The organism is Halorubrum ezzemoulense, assembly GCF_004126515.1.
GTDB lineage: Archaea > Halobacteriota > Halobacteria > Halobacteriales > Haloferacaceae > Halorubrum > Halorubrum ezzemoulense.
Window position 1 is genome coordinate 81,038 of the sequence record NZ_CP034940.1, and the last position, 20,028, is coordinate 101,065.

Sequence of the window (20,028 nt, forward strand, 5' to 3'; positions counted from 1 at the left end):
TCGTGCGAGACACGAATCCGCATGACGCTGTCGGAGATCGCGGCGGGGGTCGAGGTGACCTCGCGCCAGCGCGATCGCGGAGTCGCCCTCGCCGACGACACGGAGACGCCGCTCGTCGACCGCCTGTCGGACCACGCCGAGTCGCTCCCGTGTACGCCAGAGGCGACCGCCACGCTCGTCGACGCCTACACCGCCGGCCGGAGCGTCGGCGACGCGGCGCGTGAGGCGGGCGTCAGCCCGATGACGGCCGCGAAGGCGCTCCACCGCTGCGGCGTCGCGGGCGTCTGTCCGCTCTCACCCACCGCACGTGACATCGTCCGCGACTGGCTCGCCGGCCGGACCCCCCGCAGCGAGGCCGTCGCGCTCACCGGCGGCGACGAGGCGGACTTCGCGCTGGCGACGTACGTCGAGACGCACGACCCGGTCGAGCCCGTCGCGGAGGCGGTCGACGCGCAGGTCGCCGGCTCCGCGCCGCTGGGAGACGGACTCGGCGCCGACGACCCCCTCGGCGACGCGCTCGGCTCCACCGACGGCCTCCGCTGAGCGCCGATCCCGTCTTTCCGCTCCGCGTCAGGGCGCGAACCGCTCGACGAGGCTCGGTTCCGGAAACTCCACGTCGAGCGTCGCGTCGAACGCCGCCTCGTACGCGGTCGCGATCGCCCGACCGTACGCGTCATCCCCTCTAGCCGCGGTCGGCGCGGCCGCCACCTCGGGATCGGTCGCCGGCACGCGGACGACCCCGTCGCCCTCCTCGCCGTCACCGCTCCCCGGTCGCTCGATCGCGAGCGTCGCGTCGAGGCTCCCGCCGACGTCGGCGATCCGGCCGCGGAGCCGCTGGGCCGCGTCGCGCCCGTGGACCGTCGCCGGCCTGACCGCGACCGCGCGGTCGACCGTCGTCGCGGCCGCGACGGCCTCGTTCGACCCGACCGGCGCGGCGTCGACGACCACCGCGTCGTACGTCGTCGCCGCCTCGCCGATCCGCCGCTCCAGCTTCCGGGCGGCCTCCGCCGTCTTCGCACGCGCGAGGCGCTCGAACGGCGCTCGCGCGGGTATCGCGTCGACCCGTCCCGGGAGGTCCAGCGCGTCGCGCTCGCCGTCCGCGGTCCGCCCGCTGTCCCCGCCGGTCCCGATGACCGGATACGCCGCCGCCGACAGCGCCGCGTCCGAGTCGTCCGTGAGGAGCGCCGTGAGGTCGGGGTCGATGCGCCCGCTCACGTACTCGGAGAGTCCCTGCGTCGTGAACGCGGCGTCGACGACGGCCACGTCGGCGCCGTCGCGCGCGCCCATCGCCGCCAGCTCGACAGCGGTCCGCGTCGTCCCCGCGCCGCCGGTCGCCCCGACCAGCGCGAGCGTCGTCGCGTTCATACGCCGGCCTCGCCGGAGGGCGTTCTTAAGAATCGCGAACTCGGGCGGCGGGTCGCGCCGGCGCTACTTCCCTCGCCGTCGTTACCCGTCTATCGCGGCCGCGACCTCGTCGGCGACCGCGTCGAGTTCGTCGTCGGAGAGGTCCGGCCGCCCGCCGGCGACCGCGTGGATCGCCGCGCCGCCGTCGCCCTCGAAGCGCGGGACAACGTGAACGTGGACGTGCGGGATCTCCTGCCCGGCCGCCTCGCCGTCGTTGACGCCGACGTTGGCCCCGTCGGCGCCGACGGCCGCTTGAATCTCCGGCGTGAGCGACGCGGCCGCGCCGAACAGGTCGCTCGCGAGGTCGGCGTCGAGGTCGCCGACGTGGTGCGCGTGCGACTTAGGGATCACGAGCGTATGTCCGCGCGCGAGCGGGTTCGCGTCGAGGAACGCCAGCACGGAATCGGTCTCGTAGACGGTGCGCGCCGGGATGTCGCCGGCGACGATCGAACAGAAGATACAGTCGTCGGACATACCCGAGCGATCGCTCGGCCGTCTCATCAAGGTTTCCCGGGGCGGCGGTCCCTCAAGATTTGCGCCGTCGCGGCGCCTGCGTCCCGCGCCGCCAACGGACCTATATCCGCCGCGCCGAAACGGCGGGTATGGACGACCGGCTCGAACGCGTGATCCGCCAGCAGCTCCGCAAGGCGGGCAAACAGTTCGAGGAGGCAAAACGCGCCTACGCCGAGGGGCGCGATGACCCCGAGGGCGACGCGGCGGCCGCAGCGCGGTTCGACCTCCCGACCGACGAGTCCGGCGCGGCGCGCATCGTCTGCCGCCGCCACGCGGAGCGCCGGACCGTCCCGGTCGACGCCGAGGGCCGTCCGGCCTGCTTCGAGTCGGGTCACCCCGACTGCGAGGGGTGCGCCGAGGACGTCCGCGACGGCGTCGTCGAGACGTGGTGACGGGGGACCGGCGCTAGGCACCCACCGATAGCGCCGCGGTCCGACACGCCCCGGTTTGTTTTCAGACGTACAGGTGCGGCGCATGAACCGGACCGCCGCCGTCGCCGGACTCTTCGCAGCCGTCGCCGGACTCCTCGCCGCAGTCGCCGGATTTGGTACCGGATTCCTCGTTGACTTCACGGCGCTCGGGTTGCGGTTCCGCCCGCCCTTATCCCCCACGCGCGGGGCTCCTCGCCGAGCTGGCGCTCCCGCTGCCGAACGCCATCTGAGGCGGCTCGCCTCGGCGCTCGGGCGGCCCGACGGCGTCGGTGCGACCGCTCTCGGCGCGACGACGGCACAGAAGAGATATACCGAGCGGCTGAAAACAGGTGGAAACGTCCGAATGACGCGATCGATCAGTCGACGGGCGGCGCTCGCAGGGCTCGGCCTCGCGGCCGCCAGCGCCGGCTGTCTCGGTCGCACGGAGAACATCGCCGGCCGCGATCCCCCCGAGCAGCTGACCCTCGAGATCAACGCCACGCCGGCGGACGCCGACCCCAACGGGATCCGCATCGCCAGACAGCTCGAAGAGCACCTGACCGCCGTCGGCATCGATGTCCGGCTCAACACCGTCGGACAGACCGACCTCTGGCGGAAGGTGCTCATCAACCAGAACTTCGACCTCTACGTCGGGCAGTTCGTGGAGACGGAGCCGTTCGACCCCGACGCGCTGTACGGGCTGACCCATTCGCGGTTCGTCGCGGAGTCGGGGTGGCAGAACCCCTTCGGCCTCACGGAGATGGCCGTCGACGACCTGCTCGAACGGCAGCGCCGGGCGGCCGGCCGCGACCGCGACGACGCCGTCGACGCCCTCCAAGAGACGGTGTGCGAGCTTCAGCCCTTCTCCGTCGTCGCGTTCCCCGACGCGCTCACCGCCGTCCAAGAGAGCCGGTTCGACGGCTGGACGGAGGACCGACAGCCGCTCTCCGTCACCGGGCTCCTCGAACTCGACGACGTCGCCGCCGACGGCTCGGGAGGCGGCGGTTCCGCGACGAACGCGTCGGCGGGCGGCGTCGAGACGACGACCGACGCGGCCGCCGCCGACGCGACGGGGGACGCCATCCGGCTCGTGACGACCGACGACCGGATCACGGAGAACTGGAACCCGATCGCCGCCGAATACCGGAACCACGGCACGTTCACGGGTCTGTTGTACGACCCCCTCGTCCGCGCGGACGGTGACGAGTTCTTCCCGTGGCTGGCGACCGGCTGGGAACGGGTCGACGAGACCACGCTCGACGTCACGCTCCGAGAGGCCCGGTGGCACGACGGCGAGCCCGTGACGGCGAGCGACGTGGCGTTCACCTACGCGTTCCTCCGCGACACCTCCCTCGGGAACGTCGAGACCCCGGTTCCGACCCCCCGGTTCCGCGGCCGGAGTTCCGTCGTCGAGGGGGCGCGCGCCCGCGGCGAGTCGACGGTCCGACTCACCGTGGCCGACGTGAACGAGACGGTCGCCGCCAGGGCGCTCCGGGTGCCGATCCTCCCGGAACACGTCTGGTCGGAGCGGACCGGCGCGGCGACGATCGCCGGCTTCGAGTTCGACTTCGAGACCACGGAGGCGATCGTCTCGAACAACCCCGACCCCGTCGGGAGCGGGCCGCTCCGGTTCGTCGAGGCGACCGCCGGGGAGTCGGTCGCCTTCGAGCGGAACCCCGACCACTTCCTCGTCCGGTCGACGCCCGAGGGCGACGCGGACGCGTCCGGGGAGACCGCTGACCCGCGAGCGGGGATCCCGTCCCGATACCACGGGAAGCCCGCCTTCGACCGGCTCCGCATCGAGGTCCTGCCGTCGGACATCTCGGCCGTGGAGTCGGTCGCCGAGGGACTCGCGGACGCCACCGTCTCGAACCTCGGGCCCGAGTCGGTCCCGCGGATCGGTCGCTCGGCTGACGCCCGGCTCGTGAGCGGGCGGTCGGCGGCGTTCTACCACGTCGGGTACAACGTGCGCCGGAGCCCGCTGTCGAACCCCCGGTTCCGGGCGGTGATCGCTCGGCTGATCGATAAGACCGCGATCGTCGACGGCGCCTTCGACGGCTACGCGCGGGCGGCGACCTCGCCGCTCGCGGCGTCCTCGGCTGATGTTCCGGAGTCGGTGGCGTGGGCCGACGGGAGCGACCCAGTCCACCCGTTCTTCGACGACGGTGGGTCGCTGGATGTCGCGGCCGCCCGCGAGGCGCTCCGGGAAATCGGGTACCGGTTCGACGGCGAGGGGCGGCTGCTCTCGCGGGGGCGATGACGCCGTTCCTCTCGGTCCTCACGTCGGTCGTGGCGTGGGTCGTGGCGATGCTGGTCGTCGCGAGCGTCGCGGTGATCGGCCCCGCCCGGCTCCGCGAGACGTGGAGCGGGCTCCGCGACCGGCTCTGGGACGCGCGTCGGGCCGTCGCTGTCGTCTGCGCGGTGCTGATCGCCAGCGCCGTCGGGCGCCCCCCGCTACTGGACGTCTCCAGGCTGTTCGGCCTTCAGGCGACGGCGTTCATTTACGGGCTGGAGGGCGGGTTCGTCGCGTGGGTTCAGGCGACGTTCGCGACCCCCGCGCTGACCGCCTACTTCTCGTGGGTGTACGTGTACGGCTACGCGTTCCTGCTCGCGTTCCCGCCGGTCGCGTACCTCGCGCTCCCCCGGACAACGACGTTCAGCCGCGTCCTCGTCGCGTACGCGCTCAACTACGGGATCGGGCTGGTGCTGTACACGGCGGTGTTCGCCCACGGCCCGCGGAACGTGATGCCCGACATGGTGACGCCGCTGCTGTTCACCACGCAGCCCGACGTGATGGCGCTGACGAGCGAGGTGAACGTGAACTCGAACGTCTTCCCGTCGCTTCACACCTCGCTGTCGGTCACCGTCGGGACGTTCGCGGTGCTGACCCACGAGGAGTACCCCCGGTGGACGCCGGTCGCGGTCCCGCTCTCGCTGTCGGTCGTGGTCGCGACGATGTACCTCGGCATCCACTGGCTCACCGACGTCGTCGCCGGGTTCGCGCTCGCGTTCGGCTCGGTGGCGCTCGCGTACCGGCTGGTCGAACCGCGGTCCGACCCCGGAGTCCCGCGCGACGGCCCGGAGGACGACCAGCCGCCGTCGGAGCCGAACGCGAGCGACTGACCCCCTCGACCGCCGCCGAACACACCGTTTTGTATCGCCGGGCGTTACGCCCGTCCATGAGCGCCGACCGACAGACCATCACGGTGTACTCGGACTACGTCTGCCCGTTCTGTTATCTGGGTCGTCAGTCCCTCTCACAGTATCAAGAGAACCGCGACGAGGAGCTCGCGATCGACTGGCGCCCGTTCGACCTGCGGAGCCAGAAGCGCCGCCCGGACGGGACGATCGACCACTCCGTCGACGACGGGAAAGACGACGAGTACTTCGAACAGGCGAAACAGAACGTCCGCCGGCTCGCCGACGACTACGGCGTGGAGATGGACCTCGACATCGCCGAGGATGTCGACTCGCTCCCCGCCCAGATCGTCTCGTACTACCTCCGTGAACACCACGACTACGAGACGTGGCTCGCCTTCGACGAGGCGGTCTTCGCCGCGCTCTGGGAGGACGGTGAGGACATCGGCGACGCCGACCTCCTAGCCGAACTCGCCGTCGACGCGGGCGCCGAGGCCGACGAGGTGCGGTCGGCCCTCGACGACGAGACGCTCCGCGAGACCGTCCGCGAGCGGTTCACCGAGGCGCAGCGGGAGGGGATTACCGGCGTGCCGACCTTCGCATACGACGGGTACGCGGCGCGCGGCGCCGTCCCGCCCGAGCAGCTCGAACGGCTCGTCGAGGGGACCTGAATCCGTTCGTCGTCGCGGTGAGGCACCGACCGTTCGCCGTCCGAGGAACCCGGTAGCTCGGCCGAGCGGGAAGAGCACCACTAATTAATACCACTAGGTTGTATCACGCCTATGTCCGAGTACGAGCCGGTCGAGCCGCCGGTCGCGCTGACGATCGCCGGCAGCGACAGCGGCGGCGGGGCGGGGATCCAAGCGGACCTGACCGCGATGCGCGCGCACGGCGTCCTCGGCACATCAGTCGTGACGGCGACGACCGCGCAGAACACCCGCGGCGTCGAGGACGTTCACCCCCTCCCCGCCGATCACGTCGCGAGCCAGTACGCGGCGGTCGCCGACGACTTCGCCGTCGGGGCGATCAAGACGGGGATGCTGGCGACCGCCGAGACCGTCGAGCAAGTGACTGAACTGGTCGCGGAGACGGACGCCCCGCTCGTCGTCGACCCCGTGATGGTCGCGGCGACCGGGGATCGCCTGCTCTCGCCCGCCGCGGAGGACGCCTACGAGGGGCTGATCGCGGACGCGACGCTCGTCACGCCGAACGCCGACGAGGCCGCGGTGCTGACCGACGCGCCGGTCGACACCCCCGCCGATGCCGAGCGCGCGGGCCGCGAGCTCGTCGCGCTCGGCGCCGACGCGGCGCTGGTGAAGGGCGGGCACCTCGACGGCGAATCCGCCGAGAGGGACGCTGTCGTCGACACCCTCGTCCGGGCCGACGACGCGGGTGGTAGTGCCCCGGAACGCGTCGCGCCGACCGTCGACCGCTTCGAGACGCCGCGGATCGACACCGAGGCGACGCACGGTTCCGGCTGCGCGCTGTCGAGCGCGATCGCCGCGCGACTGGCGAGAGGGGAGCCGCTCCGCGACGCGGTCGACGCCGCGGTCGCCGGGATGACCGAAGCGGTCCGACGCGGTTACGACGTGGGAGAGGGCCCGGGCGCGGTCAATCCCACGGCGTTGGGCGAGGAGTGACGGACCCCGCCGCCGGAACTCACAGGTACGCGAGCGGGATCATAAGCGCGACGCCGAGCGCGACGCCGCCGACGAGGACCGGTTTGCCGCCGCGCGGGAGGTCGGCGCCCGTTTCGAGCGCCTCGGGGACGAACTCCGACAGGACGAGGTAGATCATCGCGCCCGCCGCGAAGCCGAAGCCGTACGGGAGAAACTCGCGGGCGTACCGGACGAACGCGAACGCGATCACAGCGCCGATCGGCTGCGGGAGACTTGAGAACACCGACCACCACACCATCTTCCACTTCGAGACGCCCATCGCCCGCAGCGGGATCGAGATGGCGGTCCCCTCGGGGACGTTGTGGATCGAGATGGCGACGGTCATGAACACGGCGAGCAGCGGGACGGTGAAGCCGAACAGCGCGGTCCCGCCCTCCAGCCCGAGGTCGGCGAAGGAGACGCCGACCGCGATCCCCTCCGGAAAGCTGTGGACCGTCAGCACGCCGAGGATCAGGATCAGCTTCTTGAAGTCGGCCTCCTCGTACTCCCGCGGATCAATCTCGGCGTCCGCCAGGACCTCGTGCGCGATGACGACGAGGACGACGCCCGCGAGCATCCCGACGCCGATCTCAACCGCTGTCCCCTCCGCGAGCCCCTCTTGGATCAGCCCGAACAGCGACGCGGAGAGCATGATCCCCGACGCGAACCCCCACAGCGCCACGTTCCCGCGGTCGCTGATCGTCTCGAAGAAGAAGAACGGCAGCGCGCCGATCCCGGTCGCCAGCGCCGTGATCAACCCGGCGACGAACACGAACGCGTAGGCGTCGAGTGCGACCATTCGTACGCGACGGTACGCCGCTCCGGGTCATAACTCCGAGGGACGCCCCCACGCGCTGGGAACTACCTACCCCTCCGAGGCGAAGCCGAGTTCACCCCAGGCCGTGAGCGAGACCGGAAATAAGCACCAACAGAAACAGCGCGACGAGGAGCAGGAGTACTGCGAGCTTGGTGCCGGGCGCGCAAGACGGACCGCCGCCTCGAACTCCGCTCCGTCGCGGTCGAATCGGTACGTCCACGTTCACGATCCGCCCCGCGGTCGAATCGAAGTCACCGGTCGGTCTCCGCCGCGACGGCATCGACCGTGCTCGGCGAAGCGGCGGCGCCGGTCGCGTCCCCCGCGCTGGCCGATCCGTTCGCCGTCGGCTCGGTCGTGTTCTCCGGCGGCTCCGGCGACGGTTCGGACGGCTCCGACGCGTCGTCATCGTCCGTCTGGCTCGTCGCGTCGGTCTCCGACCTCTGCGCGTCAGACGTGCTGTCGTCGGTGTTCGACGTGTCGTCGGTGTTCGACGTGTCGTCATCGTCTGTCAGAGTCTTCGCGTTGGTCTCCGAACTCTGTGCGTCAGACGTGCTGTCGTCGGTGTTCGACGTGTCGTCGGTGCCCGAGGATGTCACGGCCGGGTCGGACTCGTTGCTGTCCGTGTCTGCGGATGTCACGGCCGGGTCAGACTCGTTGCTGTCCGTGTCTGCGGATGTCACGGCCGGGCTCGACGCGCTCTCGTTCGCAGCGTCAGCCGTATCGGAATCCGTGGTGTCCGGCGTTTCAGACGGACTATCCTCGTTTTCCACGGTTGCCGTTTCGTTCCCCGACTGATCCGCTTCGGCTGTCGCCGAGTCGGTTACCGGGACCGAGGCGTTGGTGTCCGCGGTGGGTTCCGAGACGTTCTCTTCGGTAGGCGCCGAGACGTTGCCGCCAGTGGGCGCCGAGACGTTGCCGCCAGTGGGCGCCGAGACGTTGCCGCCAGTGGGCGCCGAGACGTTGCCGCCAGTGGGCGCCGAGACGTTGCTCCCAGCGGGCGCCGAAACGTTGCTCCCAACGGGCGCCGAGACATTCTGGTCCAGTCCGGCGCCGTCTCCGTCAGGGTCGCTCGTCCCGTTCTCGACGGCCACCGCGGTGAGATCGACATCGGCGGTCTCGTTGGTCTGGCTGCCGTTGGTCGAGGTCTCGTTGATCTGGTTCAGTTCGTCCGGGGTTTCGAACGTCGCGGTCACGTCGACGCTCGCCGAGAGGACGGCGACCGTGGCCCCTCCGGCGAACGCGACGCCCCACACGAGGACCGCCAGCGCGACGAGCGCGACGAGCCCACGGTTCGCGGCCATCAGTCGCCCTCCCCGGCGGCCTCGGGACGTGAGACCGGTGTCGACCCGGGCGTCGACGCCGGCTCGGCCCCGTCCTCGGCCGCCGTCGTCTCCGCCCCGGCGGCGACCGCCGCCGAGTCGACGGTGTCGTTCGGCTCGGACGCGCCCCCGTCGGACTCGGGGGAGTCTCCGTTACGCATCGCGTCTGTCGTCGGTCCGCTTGCGTCCGTCTCGACAGCCGGATCCGGCGTTCCACCGCTGCGGTCCAAGACACCGCTGGCGGGCACCCACGCGGCGAGCGCCCCGAGCAGCAGCGTCGACACGCCGATCGCGACCGATATCGCGACGGCGGTCCGGAGCTCGAACGCGACGTACACCGCGTACGGGGCGAACGCGGCGAGCACCGCCGCCGCGCCGCCGACGGCGTCGACCGAGACGCCCCCGGAACCGCTCGCCTCCTCCGTCGCCTGCGCCGTCACGATTTCGGCCGCGGGACCGGGTCCAGCCGCCGGGTCGGGCCCGACTACCGGATCGAGTCCGGCCGTCGCCCCGTCTCCGTCGCCGGGTTCGTCGACGGGGTCGACCGGATCGACGGTCATCGAGGGTTGCGATTCAGATCCGTCGCGGCCCCAGACGATAGACCAGATCTCCGTCGCGGCGAGCAGCCCGAACGGGAACAGGACCAGCGCGACGAACCCCACTCGCGTCCCCGCGAACTGGATCACGTACCCGACGTACGGGATCGTCAGCGTCACGGCGCCGACGAGGCTCCCGGCGGGGACGAGCCCCGGATCCGGCCCCTCGTTGGCGTCGCCCATCGTCTCGAACGCGAGCGTGCCGGCCTCGTCGACCACGTCGATCACGCGGTGCGTCACCGGCACGTCGCTCGTGCCGCGGACGAACGTGATCACGTCGCCCTCGGCGATCGCAGTCGGGTCGCGCTCGGCGACGATCACCACGTCGCCCGGCGCGATGGCGGGCGTCATGCTCGCCGTGAGCACGACGAAGCTCTCGTCCGCGCCGACGACCTCCGGCGCCGCGTACACCGCGAACGGTGCGACGAGGGCGATCAGCAGGACGATCCCGAGTACGTTCGCCGCGCGCTTCGTCCGTGGTGATGTGAGTAGTTTGGTCATCAGTTCTCCTCCGTGCCGCACAGCGGCTCACCGCCCGTGGTCGCGGCCGCGGCGATCTCGTACAGCCCGCCGTAGACGTCGCCGACCCGGAGCGGAACCGAACAGCTCGTGTGGATGTTGACGCCCGCGTGGCCGCCGCCGTTGCCGCCATTTCCGTTTCCTCTGCTGCCGCCGCCGTTTCCGCCAGTACCGTCGGCGTCGGTCTCGGGGTCGGTGCCCGTCCTGCCGTCGTCGAGGTAGATGTTGGGGCCGATCCAGCCCGGGTCGCCGTTGGTCGGCGCGGCGGTCCCGTCGACCACGAAAGTCCCGTCCGGAGTCACCTCGCCGTCGAACACGGTCGTCCCGGCGGTGCCTCGACCGCCCGCGCCGCCGCCGGTGGCGACGACGACCACGGTCGCCGGGTCGTCGCCGAGGTACCGGAGCGTGAGCGAGCCGACCGCGACGCCGTTCTCGTCCTCGCAGGGGACGCACGCGGACGCGCACTCGGTCTCTACGAAGGGGTTCGACCTCGCCGCGTCCGCCTCGGCGACGTGGCGGCACTGCTCCGCGTACACCCGGAACGTCAGGTCGGTCGCCGCGCCGCCCACGTCGGGCGAGTCCGCCGGGAGGTACGGGAACACCTCGACGGCGACCGGGTCGTCGTCGGGCCCGAGACACCGGGCGTCGATCCGCACCCCGGTCGCGAGGTCGCGCTCGACCTCGGCGAGGGGGCGGTACCCGCCGGTCACGGATTCGCCGTCGACGACGACATCGACCTCTAGGGCGTTCCCGAGGCGATCGCCGTCCGGACAGGGGGTCGCGAGCCACACCCGTACCGGGTTCGCCGACGCCCCCACGTCAAACGTCTCGGGTCCGGGACGCTCGTCGAACGTCGTCCGATCGACGGTCAGCGGGCCGAGCGAGACGGTCCCGTCGGTGGGGTCCCCATCGACCGTCAGTCCGACCTCGCCGGCGCCGAAGACATTGCCCGGGAACGTCTCCCGATCGGCGAGGTACGCGCCCGTGCCCATGCCGCTCGCCATGCCGACCGCGCCGACGCCGCCGATCCCGGCGAGCAGCCGTCGTCGGCTTAGCCCGCTCGGGCGCCGCCCGCCGTCGTCGGGGCTCATGCGTCGCCTCCGGCGCCGCCGCCCCCGGCCGCTACGTTCCCGTCGAAGGGGTTCCCCTCGGCGCCGCACTCGTCGGCGGCGAACTCCACGAGGAAGTCGACCGCGCCGCCCTGTCCGGCGTTGCCGCCCTCGCTGTCGAACTCCCACGCGAAGGTCAGGCAGCGCTGTTCGCCCGGGGCGAGGCAGCCGTCGCCGAGGAGCCCGGGGCGCAGTTCGATCCCGTCCGCGAGCGCGGAGCCGTCGATGTCCGCGAACGTCTCGTCGGCGATCAGCTCCCCGGCGCTCGCGAACTCGCCTTCGGCGCCGCCGCAGCTACCGATGCCGAATATCCCGGTGTCCTGCCGGACCGTGAGCGTGACGCGCTCCGCGAGCGCGGCGCTCGCGGCGTCGGCGCCGTCGAGGTGCGGGTCGATCCGCAGCCACACGCGGGCGGTGTCCTCCGGATCTTCGAGCCGGAGCCCGACGCTCGCGGTGCCGTAATCGTGCGGCAGCGCGTTGCCCACGTCGACGAGCCGGACGCCGACCGCTCCGACGTCGTCGACCGCGCCGACCGCGCTCGAATCAACGAGCGTCCCGTTCTCCGTGCGCCGCCACCCGACGAGCAGATTGAACGGCGTGTCCGTCTGAGCGTACGTGTAGTTCGTGTACTCGTCCCAGTTGTCCGTTCCCGTCGGTCGTCCGGAGGCGGCCCCGAGGGCCGCGAAGCCGACGGCTCCGGCGCCCGCGAGTGCCTCCCGCCGCGTGAGTCCCGATTCTTTCTGTGTCATTGTGTGTCGTCGCGGCTCCGAACGGCCGTATCGTCGATACCCTTCCTACTCTCACGACGCTCGTATGTATGCGCGCCCTACCCGCCCGGACCGGTGACCGTTCCGGGCGGTACGGACGCCGTACCCGCCCGCGGTCGGCCGATCGGCAACAGACCTTCGTTCCCGCCCGCCGACGCCGCGACGCGGTCCGAGACGCGCTCTCAGGCCGACTGAACCCCCGCGCCGTCGTTGTGGCGCGCCTGCTCGGTGTAGAAGCCGAGGTCGAAGCCGAGCGCGTCGCCCTGAACCTCGTTGCCCACGCCGATCGGCAGCTCCCATTCGAGCGCGACGCAGTGCATCACGCCGTCGCCCGCGAACGGGTCGCGGTTCTCGTCGTCGGCCGGGTCGGCCAGCTCCCCGTACGGCGTCGCGCGGTTCCCATCGAGCGGGATTCCGTCGCCGCTCTCGAGCTCGTCGAGCACGTCCGCGAGCGAGCCATCGATGATGATCTTCTCCTGTCCAGTCTGTGCCGCGAGGTTCCCGAACACCGAGGGAATGACGAGCGGGTCGTCGACGTCGTTGAAGAATGACGGATCGCCGCCCGGCCCCCCCGCGGGGCCGGCCATCGACGACAGCACCGCGTCGTTCGCGCTGCCGACGGAGATGGTGTACACGTTCGTCGCGGGGTTCGGCGACGCCGCGCGGGCGTCGTCGGCCGCGTCCACGGGGTCGGCGAACTGGGTGCTGCCGGTCCCGTTGAACGACTCCCCGTCGGAGAGGACGATGTTCCGGAACTCGACGCCGCCGCGGCCGTTCGCGTCGAGTTCGGCCTGCGCGTCGTTGACGCCCTCGCCGATGTACGTCCCCGTCGCGATGCCGCTCGCGTTCGAGAACGGGTCCGCGTCGCTGTCGTCGATGTCGGGGTCGTTGTTCGTCCCGCTGACGACGTTCGCGAGCTTCTTCCGGAGCCCGTCGAGCGCGTCGTCGACATCGTCGAGGTCGGCCGTCAGCGGCTGGAGGAGCCCGGTCCTAGGCTCGGTGTCGCCGCTCCCCTCGCCGTCGAAGTACGTGACGCCGACCTGGACGTCCGACCCCTGCGACTCGAGGTAGTCGACGAACTGGCGGGTGCCGAGCTCGACGAGGTCGATCTTCGTGGTCTCGTCGTAGGTGGTCCCGCCCACCGTGATGTTGTCCTCGCTCACCACGCCGTCGAACTGATCGTACAGCATCGACCCCGAGAAGTCCAGCGTGAGCATGATGTCGACCGGCTCCGCGCCGTCGTACACGTTGTCGCAGTCCTCGTCGTACCAGAGCTTCGCCTCAATGGCGTCGCCGAGGTCGCCGAGGTTATCCGGGTCGACGATCAGTTCCGGTTCGGTTTCGGTGCCGCCGTCGTCGTCGACGTTGGCCGCCTGCATCCAGATGTAGCCGGGGTTGTCACAGAGGTGGAGCGAGAAGGTGATCTCGCCGGAGTCGCCGGGCTTCACGTCGGTGAGCCGGACCAGCGTCTTCATCACCTCGCCCGTGACGGGGTCCGTGCCGAAGTCCGCCTCCGACAGCGGCGGGATGGTCTCGCAGTCCAGGATCGGGAGGTTCGCGCCGTTGCTGTCCTCGTCGTCCTCGTCCGGGAAGTCGCTGTACGTGAACACCTCGCCGTCGATCTCGATCGACTGCTCGCCGTCGCCGTCGTGGTCCGGGTGCGCGCTGACGAACTGGTTGCCCTCGCCGAAGTCGTAGGTCTGTTGCCAGTCGACGAGCAGGTCCAGCTGGCCCGCGGTGAGGGTGTTCCCGTCGAACGACTCGGTGTCGTTGAAGTACGCCGTGGTACCGAGACCGGCGCCAGCCGAGGCCACGCCGACCGCGCCGAGGCCGGCCAGCACGGTCCGCCGCGACAGTCCGATGGAGTCGATGTTGTCGTTGTCTGGCATGATTGTGAATCCCCGAAGGGAGTCCCACCGACGGAGTCGAACCGTCGTACGCCATGTGGGAGGACCGCGACCGCCGCGGTCGGGTGCGCTACGCTCCGCCCGCCCGTTTCAGACGGAAGTCGCGCGCTCGTTTCGGTCTTATTCGACGCTGATGTCGAAGGCGACTCCCTCCTCGGCTGTCAGATCGTAGTCGCCCTGCAGCGTGACCGTCACGTTACCGCTGATGGTGAATGCGTTCGCGACGTCCGCGGCGTCGGTGTCGAACACGAGGTAGGTGACATCGCGGTCGGAACCGTCGTCGTCGTTCGACGCGGAGATCGCGTCGGGACCGCTGAGCGACACCGGGGTGCCGTCTAGGTCCAGTCCGAGGTCTGTCACGGCGACGGTTGCCTCGTCGGCCTTCGTCGTGATGCCGAGCTTCCCGCTGGGGGCGGGAATCGTGCTGGCCACGTTCACGCCGTCAAGGGTGAACGAGGCGTTGGCGCTGCCGTCGTAGGTGTAGCTGAACGGGACCGTGCTACCGGACGACCAGCTGTAGTCGGCCGTGCTGGCGCTCCCGACGTCGGGGCCGACCGCGACTTCCCACGTGTTCTGACCACCGAAGCGGCCGCGAGCGAACGAGGTCTCCTGTTCGGTGGCGAACTCCTGCTGCTTGGCGAAGCCCTCGCCGGTCGTAGTCGTGATAGAGGGTTCACACGGGTTCGCCGTGCCGTCGTTGTGGCGCGACTGGACCGCGTGGAACTCGAACTCCATCGTCAGCGAGTCCGACTGAACCTCGTTGCCGACGCTCGTCGGGATTTCCCACGAGAGGCATACGCACGGGCCGGTGATGAACGCCTCGCCCTCCTCGGGCTCGACCACGTCGGCGTACTCCGCCTGCTCGCCGGGAACGAGGCCGGCCATCCCGTCGCCGTCGAGGGCCGCGCCGTTGGAGATTGCCGCGATGACATCGACGAGCGAGCCGGAGACGATCTCTCCGTCCGCGAGGGGTTCACCGTCCTCGTCACAGTAGGCGAGACTCGCCATAATCGAGTCGCCGAGTTCGCCGAGATCGGGCGTGCTGTCGACGGCCGATTCGGGTTCGTTGATGCCGTTCTCCGCCTGCGAGAGGTCACCGCACGCCCACATGTACGAGGGGTTGTCGACGATCTCGAAGCAGAACTTCACCTCGCCGGAGTCGCCGGGCTTCACGTCGTCGAGATCGTAGAACATCCCGGCGGGGTCGCCGTCCTGCGTACCCATGGCGCTGTCCGCCATGTTCTCGACCGCACCGTCGCTGTCGTAGGAGGCCTCGTACAGCACGCGCAGGTCGAGCGAGCCGGCCGTCAGCGTGTTGTCTTCGAACGTCTCGGTGTCGTTGAAGTACGCCGTGGTGCCGAGGCCTGCGCCCGCGGAGGCCACGCCGACCGCACCGAGTCCGACCAGCATCTTGCGCCGCGATAGTCCGATTTTGTCGTCGTTCATTGTGTATCATCCCCGAAGGGAACTCCCGGCGGCGGTCGTGAACCGCCGCGTCGGCCGCCCGAAGGCGCCGAGCCGGGAACCGGACGTGTCTCGTCGTCCGGGGCCGCGTCGCTCCGAGGAGCTAGTTCGGATTGCTCACGTTACCGGTGCCGTTGGGGGCGGGACCGGGGCTGGTGCTGTTCACGTCGGTCCTGTTGAACGCCACCTGCGGGTTGTCGTTGTGCCGCGACTGCTCGGCGTAGACGGCGAGATCGAAGCTCACGGAGTCGGTCTGGATCTCGTTGCCGACATCCGCCGGGAGCGCCCACTCGAAGCCGATGCACTGGGTGGTCGCGCCGGGGTACGGCTGCCGACCCTCCTCCTGCCGGTTGCCGTCGAGCGCCTCGCCGTCGGCCAGCTCCGCGAAGACCTCGCTCATCGTGCCGGAGAGGATCTTCTGTTCGCCCGCTAAGACGATCTGCGCGATCTCGGCGTAGACCGTGTCGAGGTCGGCCGGGTCGGGCGCGAGGAACGCGTCGCCGGGCGACGACGAGATGTCCTGGACGAGGCTGGCGTCGACGTTGTTGCCGAGCCCGATCCCGAAGATACGCGTGCCGGCGTTCTTGGCCGCGGTGGCGGCCGTCCGAGCGTCGCCGACGTTCTCGAAGCCGTCGGTCAAGACGATCATGACCTTCGAGGCGCCGGGCGTCGCGTTCGTGCCGCTCGTGAGCTCGGTCTGTGCGACGTTGATCCCGCCCGCGACGTTCGTGCTGCCGGACGCGGTGTAGTTGTTGATCGCGTTGATGACGTCTTGGTAGGTGGTCGTCAGCTTCTGGTCCAGCGACGCGCCGCTCGCGAACGAGATCGCGGCGGCCTCGTCCGGCGACGAGAGGTTACCGACGAAGCTCGTTGCGGCCGCCTGTAGCGCCGAGAGGTTCGCGCCGCTCATCGAGCCGGAGGTGTCGCTGACCAAGGCGACCTCAAGCTCCTGCCGCTCGCCCGTGCCCGTGGGCTCGTACACGTTGTCGCAGTCCTCGTCGTACCAGACGCAGACCTCGATGGCGTCGGCGAGGTCGCCCTGGTCGGGCGTGTCGTCCGCGTCCGCCTCGGGCTCGGACTGCCCGTTCTCCGCCTGGGTTAGCTCGCCCGCGAGGTAGACGTACGCGGGGTTGTCACAGATGTGGAGGCTGATCGTCACCTCGCCGGAGTCGCCGGGCTTCACGTCGTCGAGCGTGAACACCGGGATCCCGTCGCCGTTGACGAGGAACTCGTCCATCGCCGGTGAACAGAAGTCGATCTCGCCGGTCACGTAGTCCTCCCAGCTCTGCCCCTCTCCGGGCGCGGGCGTCTGGTCGAGCAGGTAGCGCCCGTCGCCGAGGTCCTCGACGTCAGGGTACCCCATCGCCTCGATGTCGTCTAGGCGCCCGGGGCCGCCGAGGTACGTCGACTTGTAGTCCAGCTTCAGGTCCAGCTCGCCCGCGGTGAGGGTGTTCCCGTCGAACGACTCGGTGTCGTTGAAGTACGCCGTGGTACCGAGTCCCGCGCCCGCGGACGCGACGCCGACCGCGCCGAGGCCCGCGAGCACCTTGCGCCGCGAGAGTCCGATTTTGTCGTTTGTGTCTTTGCTCATGGTGTCTCCTCCGACTCGCCCCCCGTCCGCGCTGGGCTGACCGAATCGGTTACTTTCCCCTCCGAGGGACACCCACCTAGTTACGCGCTCCCACGTCACCGTCGAACGACCGATTCCAGCCGGTAGAAGCCTTCACGCCACCGGTCAAATGTCGCGTTCGACGGGCGGTCCGGCGCCCCTACCGTGGCGGATCGCGACCGCATGCGATTCATACCCACACCCCAGATCGCCGCACGGACACCGTACTCGGCGGGTCGAACCCGGCAGGCGACCCGTACCTCCCGCACCCGATCGGCGGTCCCCCCGGGTAGCCAGCCCATACATATACCCCCGTCAGACGCAGGAAGTAGCAGAACTCGGGCGCCGCCGGGCGCGGCCGCCCGGCCCCCATCTCCATGAAACTCCGAAACGACGTGCTTCCGGCCGAACAGGTGTACGCCATCCTCGCGAACGAGCGCCGACGGCGCGCGATCGAACAGCTCAGCTCCGTCGGCGGGACGGTCTCGGTCAACGAGCTGTCGACGCTCGTCGCGCGCCGCGAGACGGGGGAGACCCCGCCCCCGAAGCGCTGTCGCGAGAGCGTGTACACGTCGCTGGTCCAGACGCACCTCCCGAAGCTGGCCGAGGCGGGCGTGATAACGTACGACCGCGAGTCGCAGACGCTCGAACTCTCTCGACGCGCACGCGACGTGCGCCTGTACACGGAGATTCTCGCGCCCGGCGGCGCGACGTGGTCGGAGCTGTACCGCGCGCTGGCGGTGGGATCGCTGCTCGTCGTGCTCGCCGCGCTCCTCGACGTCCCGCTCGTGTCGGCGGTCGACCCCATGCTGTGGACCAGCCTCGCGCTCGGCGCCTTCGCCGCCGCCAGCGCCGCCCAGCTGTGGGTCAACCGCTTCTCGGTATTGCGACAGCTGCGGCTACACTGAGGCCTCTCCGACGCGACTTCCCGGAAACCCACTCCCCGAAAACTGACCGTCCATTCCTCTCGACTCGTCCGACCTCCCTCGGCTTCCTACTCGCTCGCGGCCGCGAGCGACGCCGGCAGTCGCAGTTCGAACACCCGCGCGTCACAGCCCGCACAGCGACCGGCGACCACGTCGTAGCTGGAACAGCAGGACTCGACGACGCGCTCTTCGAGCGCCACGTCCCCGGCGCACGACGGACACTCCGCGACGAACAGCCGGAGGGCGCCGAGGACCGCGCTCCGCTCGGCGAGCGGGCGATCCGCCCAGTCGCCGTCGAGCCCCGTCAGCACGCGGTCGGCCGCGGCGTCGGCCCGGAACGCCGGCCGCGACTCCCAGTGACCGATCCGCTCCTCGCCGGCGTACGCGAACCCCGCGCCGCCCCGCCAGTCGATTGAGAGTTCGTGCCGGTCGAGTCCGGTGAGCGCCGCGAGCGCCGCGAGGTCGTCGCGGTCGGTCCGTCTCCCCTCGTCGGGCGTCGCTCCCGCCCCGTCCTCGGCCGCCGCCCGCCACGACGCGGCGAAGTCGGGGGCGAACGCGAAGTCGTCGCCTGCGGGCGTCTCGACGAGGACGCCCGCGTCGAGGAGGTACGTTTCGGGGTCTACCTCACCGACGCCCAGCCCGCGGGGCTCGGCGTTGCCGGGCGCCTTGCCGAACAGCGCGAGCGCCCGCTCCGGGAGGTAGCGCTTCGTGAGTTCCGGCGTCCCGGGAACGAGGTACCCGCGGAGCCAGATGGCTCCGAGCGCGCCGCCGAACCCGACCGCCCCGAGTAGCGGCGCGCCCACCGCGGCCACCGCTCCCGCCCCGGCCGCCGCGATGCCGACGTTGACGGCCGTACAGGGGAGACACCGGTTCGCACCGGTGTACTCCGGCTGCCGGAGGCGACCGACGACGGCGCGCGCGGGCTGCCGGAGGCGACCGACGACCGAGTCTCGTGACACGTTCATGCTGGTCCGAACGCGACGCACCGACCTATGTATGCGCCGCCTACCGCGTCCGACGCGGGCTCTCCGGCCCACAACATCGTTACAGCGCCGGACAAATCCACTTGTATCGATGTGATGAACTGTGTCGGAGACGTCAAGAACGCCCGAAGTACGGCGAGTGTGTACGCTTCTGTTCGGGCGAATCTTCCGGGGACCGGCTCTAGTGGGTACAATGCGAAGTGATATATCCTCCCATGATAACCGTACTCTCATTCGGCATGTATGAGCTATGACACCACAACTCGCCAAGCAAGCGGCGTCGTCGGACACCGACGGTGAGGGCCCCTCGCGCGACGAGGTGTTCACCGCGCTGAGCAATCGGCGGCGTCGCAACGTGATCAAGTACCTGAAAACAAACGGCACAGAGGCGCGCGTCAGGGACATCGCCGAGCAGCTGGCCGCGTGGGAGAACGACGTCGAGATTCCGGCGGTGACGTACAAGCAGCGCAAGCGCGTGTACACCGCGCTCCACCAGTCGCACCTGCCGAAGCTCGCCGCGAGCGGGTTCATCGACTACGAGTCGGACCGGGGGCTGGTGTCGCTTACCGAGGAGAGCCGACAGCTGGAGGTGTACCTGGAGATCGTCTCGGAGAACGAGATCCTCTGGGCCGAGTACTACGCGGGGCTCGCGGTCGTCTGCGGACTGCTGGCGACGGCGGGGTGGACCGGGACCGCCCCGTTCGCCGCGGTCTCCGGGTACGCGTACGCGGCGCTCTTCGCGCTCGTGTTCGGCGCGTCCGGGCTCGTCCACCGGACGTCGACGAAGCGGAACCGGCTCGGGTGACGACCCTTCTCCCCGCGGACCCGACCGGAACGATCGCGCTGACACCCGCAGGGTTTTAGCCGCGCACGGCGGGAGTACGGACAT

General features: G+C 70.5%; 19 protein-coding genes. 8 read left to right on the plus strand and 11 right to left on the minus strand.

Annotation, left to right across the window (positions count from 1 at the left end; translation table 11 throughout):
* The first annotated feature begins 21 nt into the window (after positions 1 to 21).
* Positions 22 to 543: a DUF7858 family protein gene (locus EO776_RS00375; RefSeq protein WP_089308695.1), complete on the plus strand. Its 522-nt coding sequence runs from the start codon at positions 22 to 24 to the stop codon at positions 541 to 543.
* Between the two features lie 27 nt (positions 544 to 570).
* Here the strand turns inward: EO776_RS00375 and EO776_RS00380 are convergent, their stop codons facing one another.
* Both EO776_RS00380 and EO776_RS00385 read right to left on the minus strand, forming a co-directional pair.
* Positions 571 to 1,365 carry a P-loop NTPase family protein gene (locus tag EO776_RS00380; protein ID WP_094519591.1) on the minus strand — a complete coding sequence of 265 codons (795 nt, stop codon included), beginning with the start codon at positions 1,363 to 1,365 and terminating at the stop codon, positions 571 to 573.
* A gap of 81 nt (positions 1,366 to 1,446) precedes the next feature.
* Positions 1,447 to 1,878 carry an HIT family protein gene (locus EO776_RS00385; RefSeq protein ID WP_094519590.1) on the minus strand — a complete coding sequence of 144 codons (432 nt, stop codon included), beginning with the start codon at positions 1,876 to 1,878 and terminating at the stop codon, positions 1,447 to 1,449.
* Positions 1,879 to 2,006: 128 nt separating this feature from the next.
* Here EO776_RS00385 and EO776_RS00390 point away from each other — a divergent pair, with 128 nt between their 5' ends.
* The 5 genes from EO776_RS00390 (at position 2,007) to thiD (ending at position 7,105) form a co-directional block, all read left to right on the plus strand.
* On the plus strand, positions 2,007 to 2,309 hold the full coding sequence (locus tag EO776_RS00390; protein WP_049932161.1) for a DUF7091 family protein: 303 nt from the start codon (positions 2,007 to 2,009) through the stop codon (positions 2,307 to 2,309).
* 382 nt (positions 2,310 to 2,691) lie between these two features.
* Positions 2,692 to 4,587 carry an ABC transporter substrate-binding protein gene (locus EO776_RS00395; RefSeq protein WP_094519589.1) on the plus strand — a complete coding sequence of 632 codons (1,896 nt, stop codon included), beginning with the start codon at positions 2,692 to 2,694 and terminating at the stop codon, positions 4,585 to 4,587.
* Positions 4,584 to 5,450: a phosphatase PAP2 family protein gene (locus EO776_RS00400; RefSeq protein WP_049932166.1), complete on the plus strand. Its 867-nt coding sequence runs from the start codon at positions 4,584 to 4,586 to the stop codon at positions 5,448 to 5,450. The genes EO776_RS00395 and EO776_RS00400 overlap by 4 nt, the downstream gene beginning before the upstream one ends.
* A gap of 56 nt (positions 5,451 to 5,506) precedes the next feature.
* Complete coding sequence (locus EO776_RS00405; protein ID WP_049932168.1) at positions 5,507 to 6,136, plus strand: DsbA family oxidoreductase; 630 nt, start codon at positions 5,507 to 5,509, stop codon at positions 6,134 to 6,136.
* Positions 6,137 to 6,247: 111 nt separating this feature from the next.
* On the plus strand, positions 6,248 to 7,105 hold the full coding sequence (thiD, locus tag EO776_RS00410) for a bifunctional hydroxymethylpyrimidine kinase/phosphomethylpyrimidine kinase (protein WP_094519588.1): 858 nt from the start codon (positions 6,248 to 6,250) through the stop codon (positions 7,103 to 7,105).
* Positions 7,106 to 7,124: 19 nt separating this feature from the next.
* Here the strand turns inward: thiD and EO776_RS00415 are convergent, their stop codons facing one another.
* The 8 genes from EO776_RS00415 to EO776_RS00450 form a co-directional block, all read right to left on the minus strand.
* Complete coding sequence (locus EO776_RS00415; RefSeq protein WP_086216603.1) at positions 7,125 to 7,922, minus strand: ZIP family metal transporter; 798 nt, start codon at positions 7,920 to 7,922, stop codon at positions 7,125 to 7,127.
* Between the two features lie 269 nt (positions 7,923 to 8,191).
* Positions 8,192 to 9,241 (minus strand): hypothetical protein, encoded by a 1,050-nt coding sequence (locus EO776_RS00420; RefSeq protein WP_186279037.1) that lies wholly within the window; start codon positions 9,239 to 9,241, stop codon positions 8,192 to 8,194.
* Positions 9,241 to 10,356, minus strand: coding sequence for a signal peptidase I (locus EO776_RS00425; protein ID WP_094519586.1), 1,116 nt, complete (start codon positions 10,354 to 10,356; stop codon positions 9,241 to 9,243). Before EO776_RS00425 ends, EO776_RS00420 begins: the two co-directional genes overlap by 1 nt.
* The gene (locus tag EO776_RS00430) at positions 10,356 to 11,465 is read right to left on the minus strand and encodes a DUF7467 domain-containing protein (RefSeq protein ID WP_094519585.1); all 1,110 of its coding nucleotides are present in this window, start codon (positions 11,463 to 11,465) and stop codon (positions 10,356 to 10,358) included. The genes EO776_RS00425 and EO776_RS00430 overlap by 1 nt, the downstream gene beginning before the upstream one ends.
* A complete protein-coding gene (locus EO776_RS00435; RefSeq protein ID WP_049932177.1) occupies positions 11,462 to 12,232 on the minus strand; it encodes a hypothetical protein in 771 nt (256 codons plus the stop codon). The genes EO776_RS00430 and EO776_RS00435 overlap by 4 nt, the downstream gene beginning before the upstream one ends.
* 200 nt (positions 12,233 to 12,432) lie before the next feature.
* Entirely contained in the window at positions 12,433 to 14,139 is a 1,707-nt protein-coding gene (locus EO776_RS00440; RefSeq protein ID WP_094519583.1) for a SipW-dependent-type signal peptide-containing protein, read from the minus strand.
* Between the two features lie 138 nt (positions 14,140 to 14,277).
* Complete coding sequence (locus EO776_RS00445; protein ID WP_094519582.1) at positions 14,278 to 15,603, minus strand: choice-of-anchor W domain-containing protein; 1,326 nt, start codon at positions 15,601 to 15,603, stop codon at positions 14,278 to 14,280.
* 121 nt (positions 15,604 to 15,724) lie between these two features.
* A complete protein-coding gene (locus EO776_RS00450; RefSeq protein ID WP_094519581.1) occupies positions 15,725 to 17,212 on the minus strand; it encodes a vWA domain-containing protein in 1,488 nt (495 codons plus the stop codon).
* 395 nt (positions 17,213 to 17,607) lie between these two features.
* On the opposite strand from EO776_RS00450, the gene EO776_RS00455 reads away from it, so the two are divergent.
* A complete protein-coding gene (locus EO776_RS00455; protein ID WP_094519580.1) occupies positions 17,608 to 18,138 on the plus strand; it encodes a DUF7344 domain-containing protein in 531 nt (176 codons plus the stop codon).
* Between the two features lie 86 nt (positions 18,139 to 18,224).
* Here the strand turns inward: EO776_RS00455 and EO776_RS00460 are convergent, their stop codons facing one another.
* A complete protein-coding gene (locus EO776_RS00460) occupies positions 18,225 to 19,121 on the minus strand; it encodes a hypothetical protein (RefSeq protein WP_100050421.1) in 897 nt (298 codons plus the stop codon).
* Positions 19,122 to 19,389: 268 nt separating this feature from the next.
* Here EO776_RS00460 and EO776_RS00465 point away from each other — a divergent pair, with 268 nt between their 5' ends.
* Complete coding sequence (locus EO776_RS00465) at positions 19,390 to 19,944, plus strand: DUF7344 domain-containing protein (RefSeq protein ID WP_100050422.1); 555 nt, start codon at positions 19,390 to 19,392, stop codon at positions 19,942 to 19,944.
* The last annotated feature ends 84 nt before the right edge of the window (positions 19,945 to 20,028 follow it).

Bases quoted from the DNA above. Each gene is read 5' to 3' on its own strand.
- EO776_RS00415 (WP_086216603.1), bottom strand. From the start codon at position 7,922: ATGGTCGCACTCGACGCCTACGCGTTCGTGTTCGTCGCCGGGTTGATC.
- EO776_RS00430 (WP_094519585.1), bottom strand. From the start codon at position 11,465: ATGAGCCCCGACGACGGCGGGCGGCGCCCGAGCGGGCTAAGCCGACGA.
- EO776_RS00390 (WP_049932161.1), top strand. From the start codon at position 2,007: ATGGACGACCGGCTCGAACGCGTGATCCGCCAGCAGCTCCGCAAGGCG.
- EO776_RS00395 (WP_094519589.1), top strand. From the start codon at position 2,692: ATGACGCGATCGATCAGTCGACGGGCGGCGCTCGCAGGGCTCGGCCTC.
- EO776_RS00440 (WP_094519583.1), bottom strand. From the start codon at position 14,139: ATGCCAGACAACGACAACATCGACTCCATCGGACTGTCGCGGCGGACC.
- EO776_RS00425 (WP_094519586.1), bottom strand. From the start codon at position 10,356: ATGACCAAACTACTCACATCACCACGGACGAAGCGCGCGGCGAACGTA.
- EO776_RS00420 (WP_186279037.1), bottom strand. From the start codon at position 9,241: ATGGCCGCGAACCGTGGGCTCGTCGCGCTCGTCGCGCTGGCGGTCCTC.
- EO776_RS00380 (WP_094519591.1), bottom strand. From the start codon at position 1,365: ATGAACGCGACGACGCTCGCGCTGGTCGGGGCGACCGGCGGCGCGGGG.
- EO776_RS00385 (WP_094519590.1), bottom strand. From the start codon at position 1,878: ATGTCCGACGACTGTATCTTCTGTTCGATCGTCGCCGGCGACATCCCG.
- EO776_RS00445 (WP_094519582.1), bottom strand. From the start codon at position 15,603: ATGAACGACGACAAAATCGGACTATCGCGGCGCAAGATGCTGGTCGGA.
- EO776_RS00435 (WP_049932177.1), bottom strand. From the start codon at position 12,232: ATGACACAGAAAGAATCGGGACTCACGCGGCGGGAGGCACTCGCGGGC.
- EO776_RS00405 (WP_049932168.1), top strand. From the start codon at position 5,507: ATGAGCGCCGACCGACAGACCATCACGGTGTACTCGGACTACGTCTGC.
- EO776_RS00460 (WP_100050421.1), bottom strand. From the start codon at position 19,121: ATGAACGTGTCACGAGACTCGGTCGTCGGTCGCCTCCGGCAGCCCGCG.
- EO776_RS00400 (WP_049932166.1), top strand. From the start codon at position 4,584: ATGACGCCGTTCCTCTCGGTCCTCACGTCGGTCGTGGCGTGGGTCGTG.
- thiD (WP_094519588.1), top strand. From the start codon at position 6,248: ATGTCCGAGTACGAGCCGGTCGAGCCGCCGGTCGCGCTGACGATCGCC.
- EO776_RS00375 (WP_089308695.1), top strand. From the start codon at position 22: ATGACGCTGTCGGAGATCGCGGCGGGGGTCGAGGTGACCTCGCGCCAG.
- EO776_RS00450 (WP_094519581.1), bottom strand. From the start codon at position 17,212: ATGAGCAAAGACACAAACGACAAAATCGGACTCTCGCGGCGCAAGGTG.
- EO776_RS00465 (WP_100050422.1), top strand. From the start codon at position 19,390: ATGACACCACAACTCGCCAAGCAAGCGGCGTCGTCGGACACCGACGGT.
- EO776_RS00455 (WP_094519580.1), top strand. From the start codon at position 17,608: ATGAAACTCCGAAACGACGTGCTTCCGGCCGAACAGGTGTACGCCATC.